The sequence below is a fragment of the Leptospira kmetyi serovar Malaysia str. Bejo-Iso9 genome, from assembly GCF_000243735.2.
Classification (GTDB): domain Bacteria; phylum Spirochaetota; class Leptospiria; order Leptospirales; family Leptospiraceae; genus Leptospira; species Leptospira kmetyi.
The window spans coordinates 2,855,716-2,869,177 of record NZ_AHMP02000003.1 but is presented as its reverse complement, the minus strand read 5'-3'; the positions used below and the strand labels follow the sequence as shown (position 1 = coordinate 2,869,177).

Here is a 13,462-nt window from a genome sequence, read left to right as displayed (position 1 = left end):
CTGTTAATCTGGAAGGCGGGCCCGGGAACGGAAATGAGAGATTCCGAAGAGTCATTACTGGTTAAACACAACGGGGGATCGTACGTCATGTTTCTCCCGACCGACTTAACCAGTATCAAAGAACTCCGATCCGCACTTAGAAATTCCCTGTCGGAGAATTGTTTTTCATCCAAGGACATTCTCAATATCGAACTGGCCGCCGACGAGGCGATCACCAACTCGATTTCGGCTAACGTGAAAGTCAGCTCCGACGAAACGATCATCTGTCGTTGGGTCATCAAGGATTGTAAGTTCACGATGTGGATCATGGACTACGGTTCCGGACTTAAATCCGAAAAGTTGGAATGTATCCCCGCCGACATCCGAGTATCGAACCTCAAAGACTATCTCACCTGCGTTAAAAACCATCAAGAAAAGAAATCCGAAATTCTCCCCTGGAAAGGGTCACAGGTCCCGCACCGAAATATCGGAAGAGGTCTTCAGATCATTCAATCCTTGATGGATACGTTTAAGATCATGTACCACTGCGGAGAAGGTAAAATCTCCTCGAACCCGGACGAAAAAAACATCCAGGGTTCCATCATCGAACTCAGTTTCGACGCATCCAAACACACAGCTTAAACGATGACCCTCAACGAGTTCGCCAGACAGGTGCTTCTCGGCCCAAGCCTCGAAGATAAATTATTCATACCCATCATTCCTCCGGTCGACGTCGTTTCATTAGAATCTTCTGATATTCCCTCCTTGCCGATTCGGGAGAAAAAAATCCAGACCTCCGAACACAAAAGCAAGATCCCGAGACTCGAACAACTATTCAACGAGGAGAATCGTTACGTCACGCTCCACCATTTTGCGAATCACGAGTTGATGGCCATCGAACTTTTCGCTTGGGCGATTCTTAAGTTTCAAGACGCGCCTCCCTCGGTGCGATTCGGTTTGTATCGAACTCTTCTCGAAGAACAGACCCATCTGAGAATGTATCTTTCCGAAATGAAAAAGGGAGGAATGGAACTCGGAGATCGTCCTCTCAATTCCATCTTCTGGAAACAAGTCCCGAGAATGCAGACCCTCGAAAAGTTTTATGCGGTTATGGCGATTTCTTTCGAAGGCGCCAATCTGGATTTTTCAAAAATTTATACGATGGCCTTCGAACGGTTCGGAGATTCGGAAAAGGCAGGGATCATGCAAAAGGTTTACGACGACGAGGTCAAACACGTGCGTCGCGGTTATCACTATATCAAAAAGCGGATTCCCGATTCGAGAAGCGAATGGGATCACTATCTTTCCTTGATCGAGTTCCCGTTCACACCGAGACGGGCCAAAGGATATCATTACTTTCCCGAAACGAGGATTCAGGCCGGATTTTCCGAGGAATTTGTAACCGAATTGGAACGATACGAAGACGAATTCACCGGACGGGTAAATTCTCGGATCTTAAAGGAAGTTTTGGATATATAACCCGTCCTTAAAAAACTCAGGCCTTCGCTTTCTAAGGATCGCTCGGCAGGTTTTGGATCTGAATTAGAAGCCCCGGAAAATCATAGACAGACTATTTTCCCTCCCGGATTCTGTAATCGAACCATGAATCCATTCTCATTTCGTTTTTTGAAAATTCTTTTCAGCCTAATCGTACTTTTACTTTCAGTCGGTTGTTCTTCCAAGACGCCTTCGGATTCTCAAATCGTGGAACTTTTGTTTTCCGCGACGGATAAAAAGAATCCCGATGTCCTATTAAAAAAAGTCGGAAACTTGGACGAGGATCCCGAACTCGAATCCTTCGCTTTGGTTCGCAACGGAACCGAGGAAGTTCTCGGCGTTTTTAAAAAGAAAGGGGGAGAATGGTCCCTACTCGGCAAATTCTCCTTTTCATTGTTAAACATCGGTCCTCTTCATTACGACGCGAGTAAGTCCGCTTGGCTTCCCGGCGAATCGGACAAACAGACGAAAGAAGCAGGTTACGTAGTTAAGAGAATTCTAATGGAAGAACTTCCCGGAGACGGATTCAATACTCTCTTTTTGGAAGTGTTAAGCGAAGAACCTCCTCTCGGTCTTTTTTCGGTTCCGTACGCGATTCGAAAAGGCCAAAAGATTTTGGACGGTCTTCTTTCATTAAAAGATCATGAATTTCTAATTAAGTCGAAACGAATCGATTTCGATTACAACAAGACCGAAAAGAATATCACTATCTTTCCTTCCAATCGGAGTTACGCTCAGAATTTTATCTTCAACGGATGGGAAATGGTTCCCGATATTCCGAGGGTCGCCGTTCCTTCCATTCTTTCTTTGGAAGCTCCTAAAGAATGGAAAAAAGGAGTCGCTGGCGAAGCGATTCTCTGGTTGAAGAATCGCGGCTCTTACGCGGGTGTTACGTATCTTTCCCTTTCGTTTCCGGGCGGAGGTAAGGTGACCGTCGATACGACCAAGGAAGGACAAAGATTTTATTCTCCCGGTTCGAGCGTTTTTTCGGCGGCGGGTAAATATATAAATTCTTCCGTTCCACTGATTGAGATCACGAAAGAGGGTTGGGGAAGAAATCATAAATACGGAATTCGCTTCTCCTTAACACCGGATCAGGACGGAACTCCGCACGTGTTGTTTCGTTCCTCTACAAGAATGGGAAGAGAAGTCATCAACCTTCCGAACCAGTTCGGATCGATTCAAAAACAAACCGATCAACAGGGTTTTGTTTCCTATAAATTGGAATTGGTTTCTAAACAAGAATGAGCGATCTCGCGGCTAAAAAACTGAAAGCGGCAAGAGCGGAAGTCGTTCGCGCGCAGGTCGAACGGTTCCGGGTTTTTTACGCGAGCTACTTTCATTTGGAAGAAACGATTCCCATGGTGGAATATTTTTTCGAAAAGATTTATAATCTCGAAGGCCGAGAAGTTTGGCTTCATCTTGCGATGGACACATATCAAAAAGTGAAAGGGATGATGAAGGAATCTTCACGCGAGAATATAGAGTTCCTCATCGAACTCAACAATCTCACCGAAGAGATGGATACGATTCTCGCCAAAAATCTAGTCGATTCGGGTTGGGACGGAAAACGTCTCAGCAGGGAAGAATACGATCTTCACTACGGTCAGATGGGTCATTACAAGGAAAGACTGAGACAGTTGGAAATCGTTTTGAGAAACTTGAAGGTTTTTTACGAACTCGCGCACAAACCCATCAGCGCTTACCTAATCAAACCCGCGCGTTTTATGGCTTCCCTTTTGGGAGTTTCCGCGTTGTTTCAAAGCGTGGAAGAGGCGTATAACGCGACGCTTCCCGTCTCTTCGAATATATTCAATTCTTTTTATGAAGAAGTGGAGAAACGAGAAACCGAATACATTCATTCCTTACTCGGGGAGAATCGGAAGGAAGCATGAGCCGACTTCGAAGACAACTTCTGGAAAGAGGTCGCCGCAAGGAAGAATCTCACGAAAACAGAGAGCGCTGGCTCTTGACTTACGCGGATATGATCACACTTCTTTTGGGTTTGTTCATTATCATGTATTCCATCTCACAGGTCGATCAGGCGAAGTTAAAACAGGTCGCCGACGTGATCCGAGGCGGTTTCGGTTTGGGAGAATCTTTTTTTCAAGGGAGCACGGTCACCATCGAAGACGATCCGTTGCTTCAACCCAGGACTCAGCTCTACCGTTTTTGGGAACGCGTTAGTTACGCTTTAAAACGTCTAAAGGAAAAAGCAAAGTTAAACATAGGCATTCAAGAAACCGAGGAAATCAAGATCGTTCTTTTCGGTTCTTCTTTGGGAGAAGGACAGTTTCAACCCGACGAGGATATGATCTTCGCGTTTCAAAAAATTTCGGAAATGTCCGCCGCGATGGATGTGGATATTTCATTGAAGGTCCAGATTCCGTACGGAAACGAGGCCGCACAAAAAGGTTTTAGAAACGCTTGGGAATACAACGCGTATCGGGCCGAACTCATCGCGGATTCCTTATCGAAGAATTATAAAATTCCCAAGGAAAGAATTTCCATCGAAGCCTCAAGTTCTTATAAACCCGTGGAAACGGCCGCAGCCACTCCGGAAGGAAAAGCTTCCGGAGAAAGAGTCGAGATATTCATTCGCAAAAAATCGGAACATTGATCGGAAAAATCATGGAACAGAAAAAGTTAGGTCTTGTATATTTTATTTTTGGAATATTCTTTTTTTTGAATTTTTTAGATTGTAAAAAAGCGAAAATTCCGCAGGGGATTCAGGACGATCCTTGGAGGGAAGAATCTTCCGAACTCGTTTCCGCTTATTGTCAAAAACTCGCGACCTGCGCGGAAAAAAACTCGGGCGCGTTGAAGGATTCTTCCAAAGCTTTGATTCAGGAAAGGTTGAATCCGGCGAACTGCGCTGAGAAATTCCGTAAGTCGAACGCGTATTTACTCGCAAACGAAAATCCCGATACGATCAAAAAGGCCGTTCGTGGTTGTTTTAAAACCGTGGCAGAGGAGACCTGTGAGAAAATCGAAACGGGAGTTTTAAAACTTTCCGAAGATTGCAATCAACTGCAAGCGATTCAGGCGAAACGTTCATAGGATTCGAAATGCTTCGGGGTTATAAAAGACTCAATCGATACGACAAAAAGATTCTGAAGATCTTAAAATTGGGAGGCAAACTCGCGTCTCTCAATCAGATCGGATTTTCCAGAAAGACTTCGGAAGGTTTTCGTTTTCCGCTTCATTCTTTAAAAATCGGAACGGAAAAGGGATTAAAGAAGCATCCGGTTGGAATCGTCGCTGGCGTTCACGGATTGGAAACGATCGGCATTCTGATCCTTTTGGATTTTTTGGAATATATTCTTCATCCCGACTCGGCGGGTTATCTGCCCGAATTAAAAAAAGGTAAATTAGGAATCGTTGTTTTACCGATCGTAAATCCCGGCGGAGTCGTTTTAAAACAAAGATCCAATCCGGCCGGTGTGGACTTGATGAGAAACTCCGGAATCGAAGCGGTGAAAGCCCTTCCGTTTTTCGGTGGTCAAAAAATTTCCAAACGTCTTCCGTATTTTCGCGGAAACGGATTGGAGCCGGAATCACGCGCGTTGTTTCGTCTGATTCAGGAATCTTTTTTCGGAGTCGAAGACGCGATCATTCCCGTTTTGGATTTACATTCCGGTTTCGGAACGATCGACAACGTTTGGTGGCCTTACGCTTATACGAAAGAACCCTGTCCCGATCATTCTCTCTATGAAAAAATCGGAGATCACTTGAAAACTCATTGCGGACATATTCATTTTCAATACGGTCCTCAGAGCGAAACCTACACGACTCACGGAGATCTTTGGGATCGGTTCTACGATCATTATAGAAATTTTCACGGCGAGAATTCAACGAACTGGAATTCCAAAATGTTGCCCTTAACTTTGGAAGTGGGAACCTGGTCCGATATCAAGGAAGATCCTTCGAAGTTGTTTCGCAAACGAGGAATCTTCAATCCTGCTTCGTTTAACAAAATCGAGACTGTGGGAAGATACAGAGGATTTTTAAGAGATTTCGTTCGTTTGGGACTTACTAAGCCTAAAGACTGGCTTTAAAATTTCGTTTTTATCCTTCGTGCGATAAATTCAAAAAATCTAAAATACTTTTTACTCCGGATTCGAATTCATCGGGTTCGGTCAACAAACTCAAAACGATCGTTCCGAGATTCTTTCTTTCCGGAAAACCGAACATTTCTCCGGGATGAACGTAAACCTTCTTTTCCTGCAGTAAACTTAGGGAGAATTTTTCTTCGGGATAAAAACGCTCACTTTCCAAAACGCAGTACCATCCCGCGTTCGGGAAATCACAATTGATCTTAGAAACAAGATTCGGATCGCTGAAAGCCGTTCTTAAAAGGAAAAGATTTCTTTGAATCCGTTTGAGGATTTGGGATTGGATGAGATTTTTCCATCGCAACAAATCGGAAAGAATGTTTTGAACCGGAGTGTTTACGGATAAATACGTATCGGAGATCAACTCCAAATATTCCTTTGCCTTTCGTTTCCAAGTTTCGGGTCCGCTGAGCAAAATCCAGGAAAGTTTCATTCCGGGTAATCCGAGAATTTTGGAAAGACCGTTTACGGTGATTACCGGGATTTCGAAATCGATCAGCGTTCTATGAGATTCTTCCCCGTAAACGTAATCCGAAAAAACTTCGTCGATGACTACGGGTAAATTATAATTTTTGAATGTTCCTTTTAAGGAATTGAAATCGGATTCGGTGAGGATCGAGCCGGTCGGATTGTTCGGGCTCACCACGAGAATCAGTTTGGATTTTTCCAAATCCTTTCGACGAAGATCGGATTCTTTCAGCTTCCATCCGTTTTCTTTTTTAGTAAAATAAGAAACGGTTTCAAGACCTTCCATCACGGAAAGAAATTCGAACAAAGGATAACCCGGCGCCGGGATCAGAATGGAATCTCCCGGATTACAAAGTAACTTAAACAAATACGAATACGCTTCCGAAGAGGAGGAGGTTAAGAATAAATCTTCCGGATCGATTTCCAATCCTTTGGAACGATAGTATTCAGCGATCGATTTACGAGCTTCGATGTTTCCCCGAGGATCGGGGTTGTATGTGATCAGGTCCGCGGTTTCAAAGCTGTGGCGAATCGCCTCGACCGGATATTGAAACGCTGCTTGGGTCGGATTGGAACTCGTGAGATCGTGATACTGAATTCCATTTTTCTTATATTCAGATAAAACCGCGGCGAATTCGTTTTCTCCGTCTTGAAACGAAAAACGAGAGCTGAAGGAATCCGATTCTTTCATGGAGAACCGTTTTTGAATTTCTGAATCAGAAACAGAATCAACGAAATGAGAACGCTTACCAAGATGGAAGTCGTCAAAGGAAAGTAGAATCGAAAATTTTCCCTTTCGATGCGAATGTCTCCCGGAAGTTTTCCCAAATATTCGAGAAACGAAAATTTACTCCCGTAGAGAAAAAAGAAACCGATCAACAAAAACAAAACGCCTAAAATCAGAAAGGGTTTGGCAAAGTTTTCCATGTACGATTTCGATTTTAAGGAACGGATCGACAAAGTCAAGAAGCATTCTATTCCGCGTTCGGGAAGTATATTCAAAATGTTTGATATATTATTTTCGAATCGGAACCGCGTCGATCGTCTCGATATGAATCCGAGTGTCCTTTTCGGGACTCAAAAAAGGAATGTATGTTTTTACGAAAATGTCCCCCGATTTTACGATCGCCACGTTCTCTTTGGTGACGCTCATAAAAATCTTGAAGTACATATCCTTCACTCCGAACTTCCATTTGGACGTACTGCCTTCTATGTAAAACGGATGCAGAGAATTCTTCTCGTAATAGATTTTTCCCTTAAAATGTCTCGGTGAAAGTTGAAGAGGACTGATCTCGACCACGTAACACGGACGGTTTTGAAACACGATCGGACCGTCTATGTTGAATAAGTAATGATCGTCTGATTGATTGTCGAAGATCGGATAGGTAGGAGACGATTTTTCGGGTTCGAAATCCTTGGGAGGAAGATTGACTCCGTTTTTTACGTAACTCAATACGACGACGACCGGTCTTTCGTAATAATACTCCACTCTTCTCGTGGAAACTTTCGAAACGGAAATTTCTTTACCGGTTTGCGGATCGGTTTCCGTGATCGTTAAATCCCGTTTGTAATCGATTCCCTTATAAGTGTAGATTGAATTTCTGGAATTCTCCCGAATCTTTTCCAAAATCGGTTTTAAATTCTCCTTTGGAGATACCGTTTGTGTTTGAAGACTCGCGGATAAAAAAAATAAGAATAGAATTGCGACTTTCGTCCGTTTAAAGTAGCAAAAAATTTTCATGATCTTTTTCGGATAACGGAGCAAGATATTAAGCATTCCGTATCCAAATGCAAGAAATTATTTTCTAAAGATCGGATTCTTTCGGAAAAGATTTTTAGGATTCGTTTTCGAGAATGAACTTCGCCGCGTGTTTGCTGAAAGCCATGATCGTATAACTCGGATCGACCGATACTCCGGTCGGAAACACGCTCGAATCGGAAACGTATAAATTTTTTAAACCGTGAACCTTGTGTTTCCAATCCACAACGGATCTGGAAGGATCCTGTCCCATTCTACAACCTCCGGCGGGATGAGGAGCGGCCATCATCATCGAAGCGGGACTGAGTTCGAGACGATCGACTTTGTCGATTTCCTTTTCGGAAATAAGTTTTGTACGTTTTAAATCGGGCAAAAGAATCCATTTTGCACCGGCCTTAAAGTTCAGTTGAACCTGTTTGCGAATACAGTCCTTTAGGAATTCTTTTGTCAGCTTACCGAAGTTATACGTCACCGTACGTTTTCCGGATGAACTTACGGAAATATTTCCGAGTTCGGAAGGAACGTCGTCGATCCATCCGATCGTACCTCCGACATGCGGAAGTCGTTTCATAATTTCCCTGTGCTCCGCGCCGAAACCGGGAATCAAAGCCGCGAGACTTCCCGGTTGAAGCTGATTGGCCATGATTAAAAAGCCGCCTTCGATATAACTTCCGTCTTCTCGATAACGAGCTAAACGAAATTGTTCCACTCCGAATGCGGAAGGAATATTTCTCCATTGAACGATCGGTTCGTCATAGAACGCGTGAACGAAAGGAGAAGGATTGATTGCGAGATATTCTCCGAGCGCCGGAAGTTTTTTCTTCCATCCGTTTCTAAGTAAGAATGTGGAACTTCCGAATCCGCCCGCGGCGATCGCGAACACCGGAGCTTCGAATTTTAAAGAGATCTCGGATTCTTTTCCGGAAGGGCGATCGATCATAACCGCTTCCAAATATTCGACACGATCGCCTTTGAGTTCCAGGCGAACCGCTTTACAATCCGCGTATATATCGGCGCCTAACGCCATCGCTTTGGGAATATGAGTGACCAGCTGACTTTGTTTTGCGCCGAACATACATCCCTGCATACAATGTCCGGACTTCTGACAATTCTTCCTTGCTTGCGGAACGGGGTTTCCTTCCCAACCGAGAGACTTGCAAGCCTTTCGGACAAGCTGATTCATTTTATTATGATATTCTTCTTTAGCGGGATGAACGTTTAAGGTCTCGTCCAATTCTTTCCAATAAGGACTTAGGTCTTCGGGAGAATGTCCGTGAACTCCGTATGTTTCTTTCCAGAGATCGAGTCTATCGTCGGGAGTTCTATAACTATCGGCCCAATAGTGAACCGAAGCGCCGCCTACGTTTTTTCCGTATACGAGATTGATCGTACCGGTCGCGTCCGTTGCCATGTTTCTTTCCGCGGAAACCTTACCGGCCATATTGAGTTCGTGATTGTCGAAGGTTCCGGTGTGATAGTAGCCGCCTTCTTCGATCATCACGACCTTCTTTCCGTTTTTAGAAAGTTCGTAAGCGAGAGTCGCGCCTCCGCAACCCGTTCCTATTATGACCACGTCCGCCTTAACGGTTCTCGAATCTCCGAGATTCTTCCATTCGTAGACGCGACCGCTCATAGTTCCCCCAGCATTTTTTTATAATAGATTCTGGATTCGCTTAATCTTTCGGGAGGATTTCCGAAAGGACCGTCATACGAAATCGCCTTAAAGGAGGATTCGTGTCCGTAGTAAACCAAGTAAACGGGTAGTTTAAGATTTGCTAATGCGGCCCGGATCGTATCCGAATCCGTTCCTTCTTGGGAAAGTAAAAAGTTTTTTCGATCCTCTTCGTTGAGTTTTGAAAAACGGCTCCAATAACCGCTGACTAAAGGAAGATATTCCAAAATGAGAATGAGGGATTTAAAATCGTCCGTGATTCCGGGATCGACAAAATAGAATTCTTCGTCCAATCTGCGGATCACTTCGGCCTTTTCAAGATCGGGAAAACCCGGTTCCTGAGGTAAAAGAGTTTGCGCGTATGCGTATAAAAATTCGACTTCGGATGCAGAGAAGAATAACGTTTTCGGAAGCGATTCGTTTTTGGAACGAGCGAAAAATAACGATCCGATTCCTATACTCAACAAACCGCCCAACCCGAAACCGAAGAGCTTGCGTCTCGATATTTTTTCCGTCCATACGCTCATAACTTCGGTGAGTATCCTCGGATCGGAATGTGTGTCAATTCTGAAAAGGGGATTGACGAAACAATCGTTCGATAAACTTTGTTAAGCATGGCTGATAAAAACGATAAAGTCAAACAGAACGCGGCCGGTCGGTATTACATCGATAACAGTTGTGTTCCTTGCAATGACTGTGTGGAAGAAGCTCCTATGCTTCTCAAATATACGGATGACGAATCCAAAGTTTATTTTCATAGACAACCCGCAAATCCCGAGGAAGAAATAGCCGCTAAGAAGGCGATGGAAATCTGTCCCGTTGAAGCGCTCGGAAACGACGGAGAATAAATTCGAATACTTGTCGGATTCGTTTTTTCAATCCGACAAGGTTTTCCTTTTTTCGATCGTTTTTTAATTTCCATTCTCCCCTTTTTCTTCCGTTCATTTCCTTTTAGCAAAATCTTTCGTTTCGCGATAAATCCGTAAAAATGTATGTTTTAAATTCGTAATGGATTGTCTTTTATGAAATAGGAACTATTTTAAGGAAAACAAACGGGGCGTATTTTGAAAGAATCGGATATTCAATCGAACGAATTCTATAAATTCCTGTTGGAAAGAAGCCCCGAATTGGTTTGTTATCACGATCCGGATGGAACTTATCGTTATGTAAGTCCTTCCGTGACTCCTATGTTGGGTTATCGACCCGAAGACTTAATCGGAAAAAATCCGTACGATTATTTCAATCCCCTGGATCGGGAAAGAATTTTCAATCAATCTCATAAGCCGGTTCGAGACGGAAAAGAAATCGAACACGTCGAGTATCAATTCTTAAAAAAAGACGGCAAATACGTTTGGTTGCAGACGATCGCGAAACCGATTCGGGACGAGAAAGGAAACGTCGCCGCGCTTCTTACGAGTTCTAGAGAATACAAAGGTCTCAATACGATTCTGGATGAAACCGAAAGAAAACAAGTTCTCGATGAAATCCGTCTTTCGGAAGAAAAGTTTTTCAACGCGTTTTATTATTCCGGCGTAGGTATGGCACTCGTTTCTTTGGAAGGGAAGTGGCTAGAAGTCAATCCGAGCATTTCCGATATCATCGGTTATTCTCGCGAAGAAATATTAAAACTTACGTTTCAAGATATAACTCATCCCGACGATCTTATGGCGGATCTGACCTTGCTTCAGGAAACCCTGGACGGAAAACGCGATACGTATAAGATGGAGAAGAGATACTTTCATAAAAACGGAAGCGTCATCTGGGTTCTTTTGATCGTGTCGCTCGTAAGAAACATTCAAAAAAAACCGCTATTCTTCATCTCACAAATTCAAGACATCACCGATCGGAAGAATATGCTTTCCGCTTTGATAGAAAAAAACGAAGCCTTGCAGGCTCTGAGTAATCACCTGACCGAAAGAAACGCGCAGTTGGAGGAATTCAACCAGATCGTGTCGCACAATCTCCGCGCGCCGATCGGAAATATATTCACGCTTTCCACGATGTTGCGCGAAAAGGACGGCACCGATAAGGACAAACTTCTCGAGTCCTTGGAAATCAGCGCCAAGGATTTGATGACTACGTTAAACGACATTGTGGAAGTGATCAAAATCCGCAGAAATCGGAATATAGACAAACAACAGGTTCTTTTTAAAGACGCCTTGAGTAAGGTGCAGAATCTACTTTCCGCGCAGATCAAAGAGATGGACGCGGAGATTCGGATGGAATTCGACGCGGCACCCGAAATTCTTTATCCGCGCGTGTATTTGGAAAGTATTCTTCTAAATTTATTGAGTAATGCGTTAAAATATTCCGAACCGAGCAGAAAACCGGAAATTTCGTTCGTCTCATTCTTGGAGGATAAAAGGGTCTTTTTGATCGTGCGAGATAACGGTCTTGGAATCGATCTCAGAAAGTACGGTCATCAAATCTTTAAAATGAACAAGACGTTTCATCGGGAAAGGGAAGGTCAAGGAATCGGGTTGTTCATGACCAAGAATCAAATTGAGTCCCTCGGCGGCGAAATAACGGTTGAAAGTTCTCCCGGAAAGGGTACTTCTTTCATCATCAATTTCAATAAGTATAATGATTTTGAACAACGGTAATATGAACTTCTGGTTGATCGATGATGATTCCATTTATATCATGATCGCAAAGCGATTCCTGGAAAAAGACGGGAGAGCGACAAAGCTCCGTGATTTCCAAGACGGAGAAGTAGCTCTTCAGGAACTTCAAACCTTAAGTTCCGAAAGTGAAGAATTACCGGACGCGATCTTATTGGATATCAACATGCCCTTTATGGACGGTTGGCAATTTCTCGACGAATTCAAAAAGATCCAAGGGGATCTCGCAAAAAAGATCACGATTTTTATGGTCAGTTCTTCCGTGGATGAAAGGGATATCGTAAAGGCGAATTCTTTTCCCGAAGTCAAAGGTTATCTTTCCAAACCCCTCACTCAAGATCATATTCAAAAACTCTACAGCGAACTTGCGTAGAGTTTGATCCAATCCGAAGTTTTTTTCAAAGCCTCTTCCGTAGTTATCTTCGGTCGATAACCCAATTCTTTTTTCGCCTTTTCGATCGATACGGGATGTTCCCGAAGAATGAAGTTCACTCCTTCCTTCGTGGCGGGCGGCTCTTTTCCGATCGATTTGTAAGCTGCGCTCATCAAAACGATCAGACATTTTAAAAGCCAAGCGGGCGCGGAAATCGGTTTTGAAATTCCTGCGGAGTCCGCGAGTTTGTAAAAGTATTCTTTCCAAGTCATCGTGGTTCCGTCGGTGATGTTAAAGGCCTCTCCCCAGGCTTCTTTTTCAAGAGCGAGTAACGTTCCTTCGACGAGATTGTCGACGTAGGTTAGGTTGATTCTTCCCTTGCCTCCGTTCGGAAGGGAGAATAATCCCTTTTTCATCAGTTGAATCGGTCGTACGACCCAAGGTCCCGAACCCGGTCCGTAAACGTCTCCGGGACGGATGAACAACACTCCGAACTTAGGCGGATCGTTGAGTTGGATGAGGACGGATTCTCCCTCGATCTTGGTGATACAATAAGGATTGTTTTCTCCTCGGAACGGGCCTTCTTCCGTGATAAAAGGAGGATACGAAAATCCGTAAACCATTACGGAAGAATAATGAACCATTCCCTTTGCGCCCGCCGCTTTTGCGATTTCCGCAAGTTCTAGGGAAGAATGTACATTCACTTTTCTGAATTCTTCCAAGGAGCCGCCTTCACGAACAATGGCCGCGGTATGCAAAACGTAGTCCGATCCTTGAACGGCTTCCTGTAAGGCTTTGCGATCGGACGTACTTCCGACCACTACGGTAAAACCTAGTTTCCGAAGTTCCTCGGCGCGATTGGAATCCAGTTCGATTCCTCGAACATGAATTCCTTTTTCCTTTGCGATTTCGGCGAGACGTCTTCCGATAAAACCGCCGATGCCCGTGATACAAACGGTTTTACCTTTTAATTTCAAT

The 13,462-nt window shown here is 44.0% G+C and carries 16 protein-coding genes; 10 read left to right on the top strand and 6 right to left on the bottom strand.

The window, feature by feature from the left end:
- The first annotated feature begins 33 nt into the window (after positions 1-33).
- The 7 genes from LEP1GSC052_RS15850 to LEP1GSC052_RS15820 all read left to right on the top strand — a co-directional run bounded on the left by LEP1GSC052_RS15850 (position 34) and on the right by LEP1GSC052_RS15820 (position 5,534).
- A complete protein-coding gene (locus LEP1GSC052_RS15850) occupies positions 34-621 on the top strand; it encodes an ATP-binding protein (RefSeq protein ID WP_010573272.1) in 588 nt (195 codons plus the stop codon).
- A gap of 3 nt (positions 622-624) precedes the next feature.
- Entirely contained in the window at positions 625-1,458 is an 834-nt protein-coding gene (locus LEP1GSC052_RS15845; protein ID WP_010573273.1) for a DUF455 family protein, read from the top strand.
- A 123-nt stretch (positions 1,459-1,581) separates the two neighbouring features.
- Positions 1,582-2,724 carry an LIC13341 family surface-exposed protein gene (locus LEP1GSC052_RS15840; RefSeq protein WP_010573274.1) on the top strand — a complete coding sequence of 381 codons (1,143 nt, stop codon included), beginning with the start codon at positions 1,582-1,584 and terminating at the stop codon, positions 2,722-2,724.
- Positions 2,721-3,371, top strand: a complete 651-nt coding sequence (locus LEP1GSC052_RS15835; protein WP_020986313.1) for an FFLEELY motif protein — start codon at positions 2,721-2,723, stop codon at positions 3,369-3,371. The genes LEP1GSC052_RS15840 and LEP1GSC052_RS15835 overlap by 4 nt, the downstream gene beginning before the upstream one ends.
- Complete coding sequence (locus LEP1GSC052_RS15830) at positions 3,368-4,096, top strand: flagellar motor protein MotB (protein ID WP_010573275.1); 729 nt, start codon at positions 3,368-3,370, stop codon at positions 4,094-4,096. The genes LEP1GSC052_RS15835 and LEP1GSC052_RS15830 overlap by 4 nt, the downstream gene beginning before the upstream one ends.
- Before the next feature lie 11 nt (positions 4,097-4,107).
- Positions 4,108-4,536: an LA_2478/LA_2722/LA_4182 family protein gene (locus LEP1GSC052_RS15825; protein WP_020985797.1), complete on the top strand. Its 429-nt coding sequence runs from the start codon at positions 4,108-4,110 to the stop codon at positions 4,534-4,536.
- Between the two features lie 8 nt (positions 4,537-4,544).
- On the top strand, positions 4,545-5,534 hold the full coding sequence (locus LEP1GSC052_RS15820; protein ID WP_010573277.1) for a M14 family zinc carboxypeptidase: 990 nt from the start codon (positions 4,545-4,547) through the stop codon (positions 5,532-5,534).
- A 10-nt stretch (positions 5,535-5,544) separates the two neighbouring features.
- Here LEP1GSC052_RS15820 and LEP1GSC052_RS15815 read toward each other — a convergent pair whose 3' ends face one another.
- The 5 genes from LEP1GSC052_RS15815 to LEP1GSC052_RS15795 form a co-directional block, all read right to left on the bottom strand.
- On the bottom strand, positions 5,545-6,750 hold the full coding sequence (locus tag LEP1GSC052_RS15815; RefSeq protein ID WP_010573278.1) for a pyridoxal phosphate-dependent aminotransferase: 1,206 nt from the start codon (positions 6,748-6,750) through the stop codon (positions 5,545-5,547).
- A complete protein-coding gene (locus LEP1GSC052_RS15810) occupies positions 6,747-6,986 on the bottom strand; it encodes a DUF2905 domain-containing protein (RefSeq protein WP_040913644.1) in 240 nt (79 codons plus the stop codon). Before LEP1GSC052_RS15810 ends, LEP1GSC052_RS15815 begins: the two co-directional genes overlap by 4 nt.
- A gap of 88 nt (positions 6,987-7,074) precedes the next feature.
- On the bottom strand, positions 7,075-7,836 hold the full coding sequence (locus tag LEP1GSC052_RS15805) for a hypothetical protein (protein WP_040913079.1): 762 nt from the start codon (positions 7,834-7,836) through the stop codon (positions 7,075-7,077).
- 58 nt (positions 7,837-7,894) lie between these two features.
- Positions 7,895-9,451: an FAD-dependent oxidoreductase gene (locus LEP1GSC052_RS15800; protein WP_010573281.1), complete on the bottom strand. Its 1,557-nt coding sequence runs from the start codon at positions 9,449-9,451 to the stop codon at positions 7,895-7,897.
- The gene (locus LEP1GSC052_RS15795) at positions 9,448-10,017 is read right to left on the bottom strand and encodes a hypothetical protein (RefSeq protein WP_010573282.1); all 570 of its coding nucleotides are present in this window, start codon (positions 10,015-10,017) and stop codon (positions 9,448-9,450) included. The genes LEP1GSC052_RS15800 and LEP1GSC052_RS15795 overlap by 4 nt, the downstream gene beginning before the upstream one ends.
- Before the next feature lie 87 nt (positions 10,018-10,104).
- Between LEP1GSC052_RS15795 and LEP1GSC052_RS15790 the strand changes: the two genes are divergently transcribed.
- The 3 genes from LEP1GSC052_RS15790 to LEP1GSC052_RS15780 all read left to right on the top strand — a co-directional run bounded on the left by LEP1GSC052_RS15790 (position 10,105) and on the right by LEP1GSC052_RS15780 (position 12,484).
- Positions 10,105-10,338, top strand: a complete 234-nt coding sequence (locus LEP1GSC052_RS15790; RefSeq protein WP_040913078.1) for a ferredoxin — start codon at positions 10,105-10,107, stop codon at positions 10,336-10,338.
- Positions 10,339-10,554: 216 nt separating this feature from the next.
- Positions 10,555-12,093 (top strand): PAS domain-containing sensor histidine kinase, encoded by a 1,539-nt coding sequence (locus tag LEP1GSC052_RS15785; RefSeq protein WP_020986299.1) that lies wholly within the window; start codon positions 10,555-10,557, stop codon positions 12,091-12,093.
- 1 nt (position 12,094) lies between these two features.
- The gene (locus LEP1GSC052_RS15780) at positions 12,095-12,484 is read left to right on the top strand and encodes a response regulator (RefSeq protein ID WP_020985544.1); all 390 of its coding nucleotides are present in this window, start codon (positions 12,095-12,097) and stop codon (positions 12,482-12,484) included.
- On the opposite strand, the gene LEP1GSC052_RS15775 is transcribed toward LEP1GSC052_RS15780, so the two are convergent.
- The gene (locus tag LEP1GSC052_RS15775) at positions 12,466-13,461 is read right to left on the bottom strand and encodes an NAD-dependent epimerase/dehydratase family protein (protein ID WP_010573285.1); all 996 of its coding nucleotides are present in this window, start codon (positions 13,459-13,461) and stop codon (positions 12,466-12,468) included. The two genes, LEP1GSC052_RS15780 and LEP1GSC052_RS15775, sit on opposite strands and share 19 nt — an antisense overlap.
- Between the last annotated feature and the right edge of the window lies 1 nt (position 13,462).

Coding starts and splice junctions, on each gene's coding strand:
- LEP1GSC052_RS15850 (WP_010573272.1), top strand. CDS start 34: ATGAGAGATTCCGAAGAGTCATTACTGGTTAAACACAACGGGGGATCG.
- LEP1GSC052_RS15845 (WP_010573273.1), top strand. CDS start 625: ATGACCCTCAACGAGTTCGCCAGACAGGTGCTTCTCGGCCCAAGCCTC.
- LEP1GSC052_RS15840 (WP_010573274.1), top strand. CDS start 1,582: ATGAATCCATTCTCATTTCGTTTTTTGAAAATTCTTTTCAGCCTAATC.
- LEP1GSC052_RS15835 (WP_020986313.1), top strand. CDS start 2,721: ATGAGCGATCTCGCGGCTAAAAAACTGAAAGCGGCAAGAGCGGAAGTC.
- LEP1GSC052_RS15830 (WP_010573275.1), top strand. CDS start 3,368: ATGAGCCGACTTCGAAGACAACTTCTGGAAAGAGGTCGCCGCAAGGAA.
- LEP1GSC052_RS15825 (WP_020985797.1), top strand. CDS start 4,108: ATGGAACAGAAAAAGTTAGGTCTTGTATATTTTATTTTTGGAATATTC.
- LEP1GSC052_RS15820 (WP_010573277.1), top strand. CDS start 4,545: ATGCTTCGGGGTTATAAAAGACTCAATCGATACGACAAAAAGATTCTG.
- LEP1GSC052_RS15815 (WP_010573278.1), bottom strand. CDS start 6,750: ATGAAAGAATCGGATTCCTTCAGCTCTCGTTTTTCGTTTCAAGACGGA.
- LEP1GSC052_RS15810 (WP_040913644.1), bottom strand. CDS start 6,986: ATGGAAAACTTTGCCAAACCCTTTCTGATTTTAGGCGTTTTGTTTTTG.
- LEP1GSC052_RS15805 (WP_040913079.1), bottom strand. CDS start 7,836: ATGCTTAATATCTTGCTCCGTTATCCGAAAAAGATCATGAAAATTTTT.
- LEP1GSC052_RS15800 (WP_010573281.1), bottom strand. CDS start 9,451: ATGAGCGGTCGCGTCTACGAATGGAAGAATCTCGGAGATTCGAGAACC.
- LEP1GSC052_RS15795 (WP_010573282.1), bottom strand. CDS start 10,017: ATGAGCGTATGGACGGAAAAAATATCGAGACGCAAGCTCTTCGGTTTC.
- LEP1GSC052_RS15790 (WP_040913078.1), top strand. CDS start 10,105: ATGGCTGATAAAAACGATAAAGTCAAACAGAACGCGGCCGGTCGGTAT.
- LEP1GSC052_RS15780 (WP_020985544.1), top strand. CDS start 12,095: ATGAACTTCTGGTTGATCGATGATGATTCCATTTATATCATGATCGCA.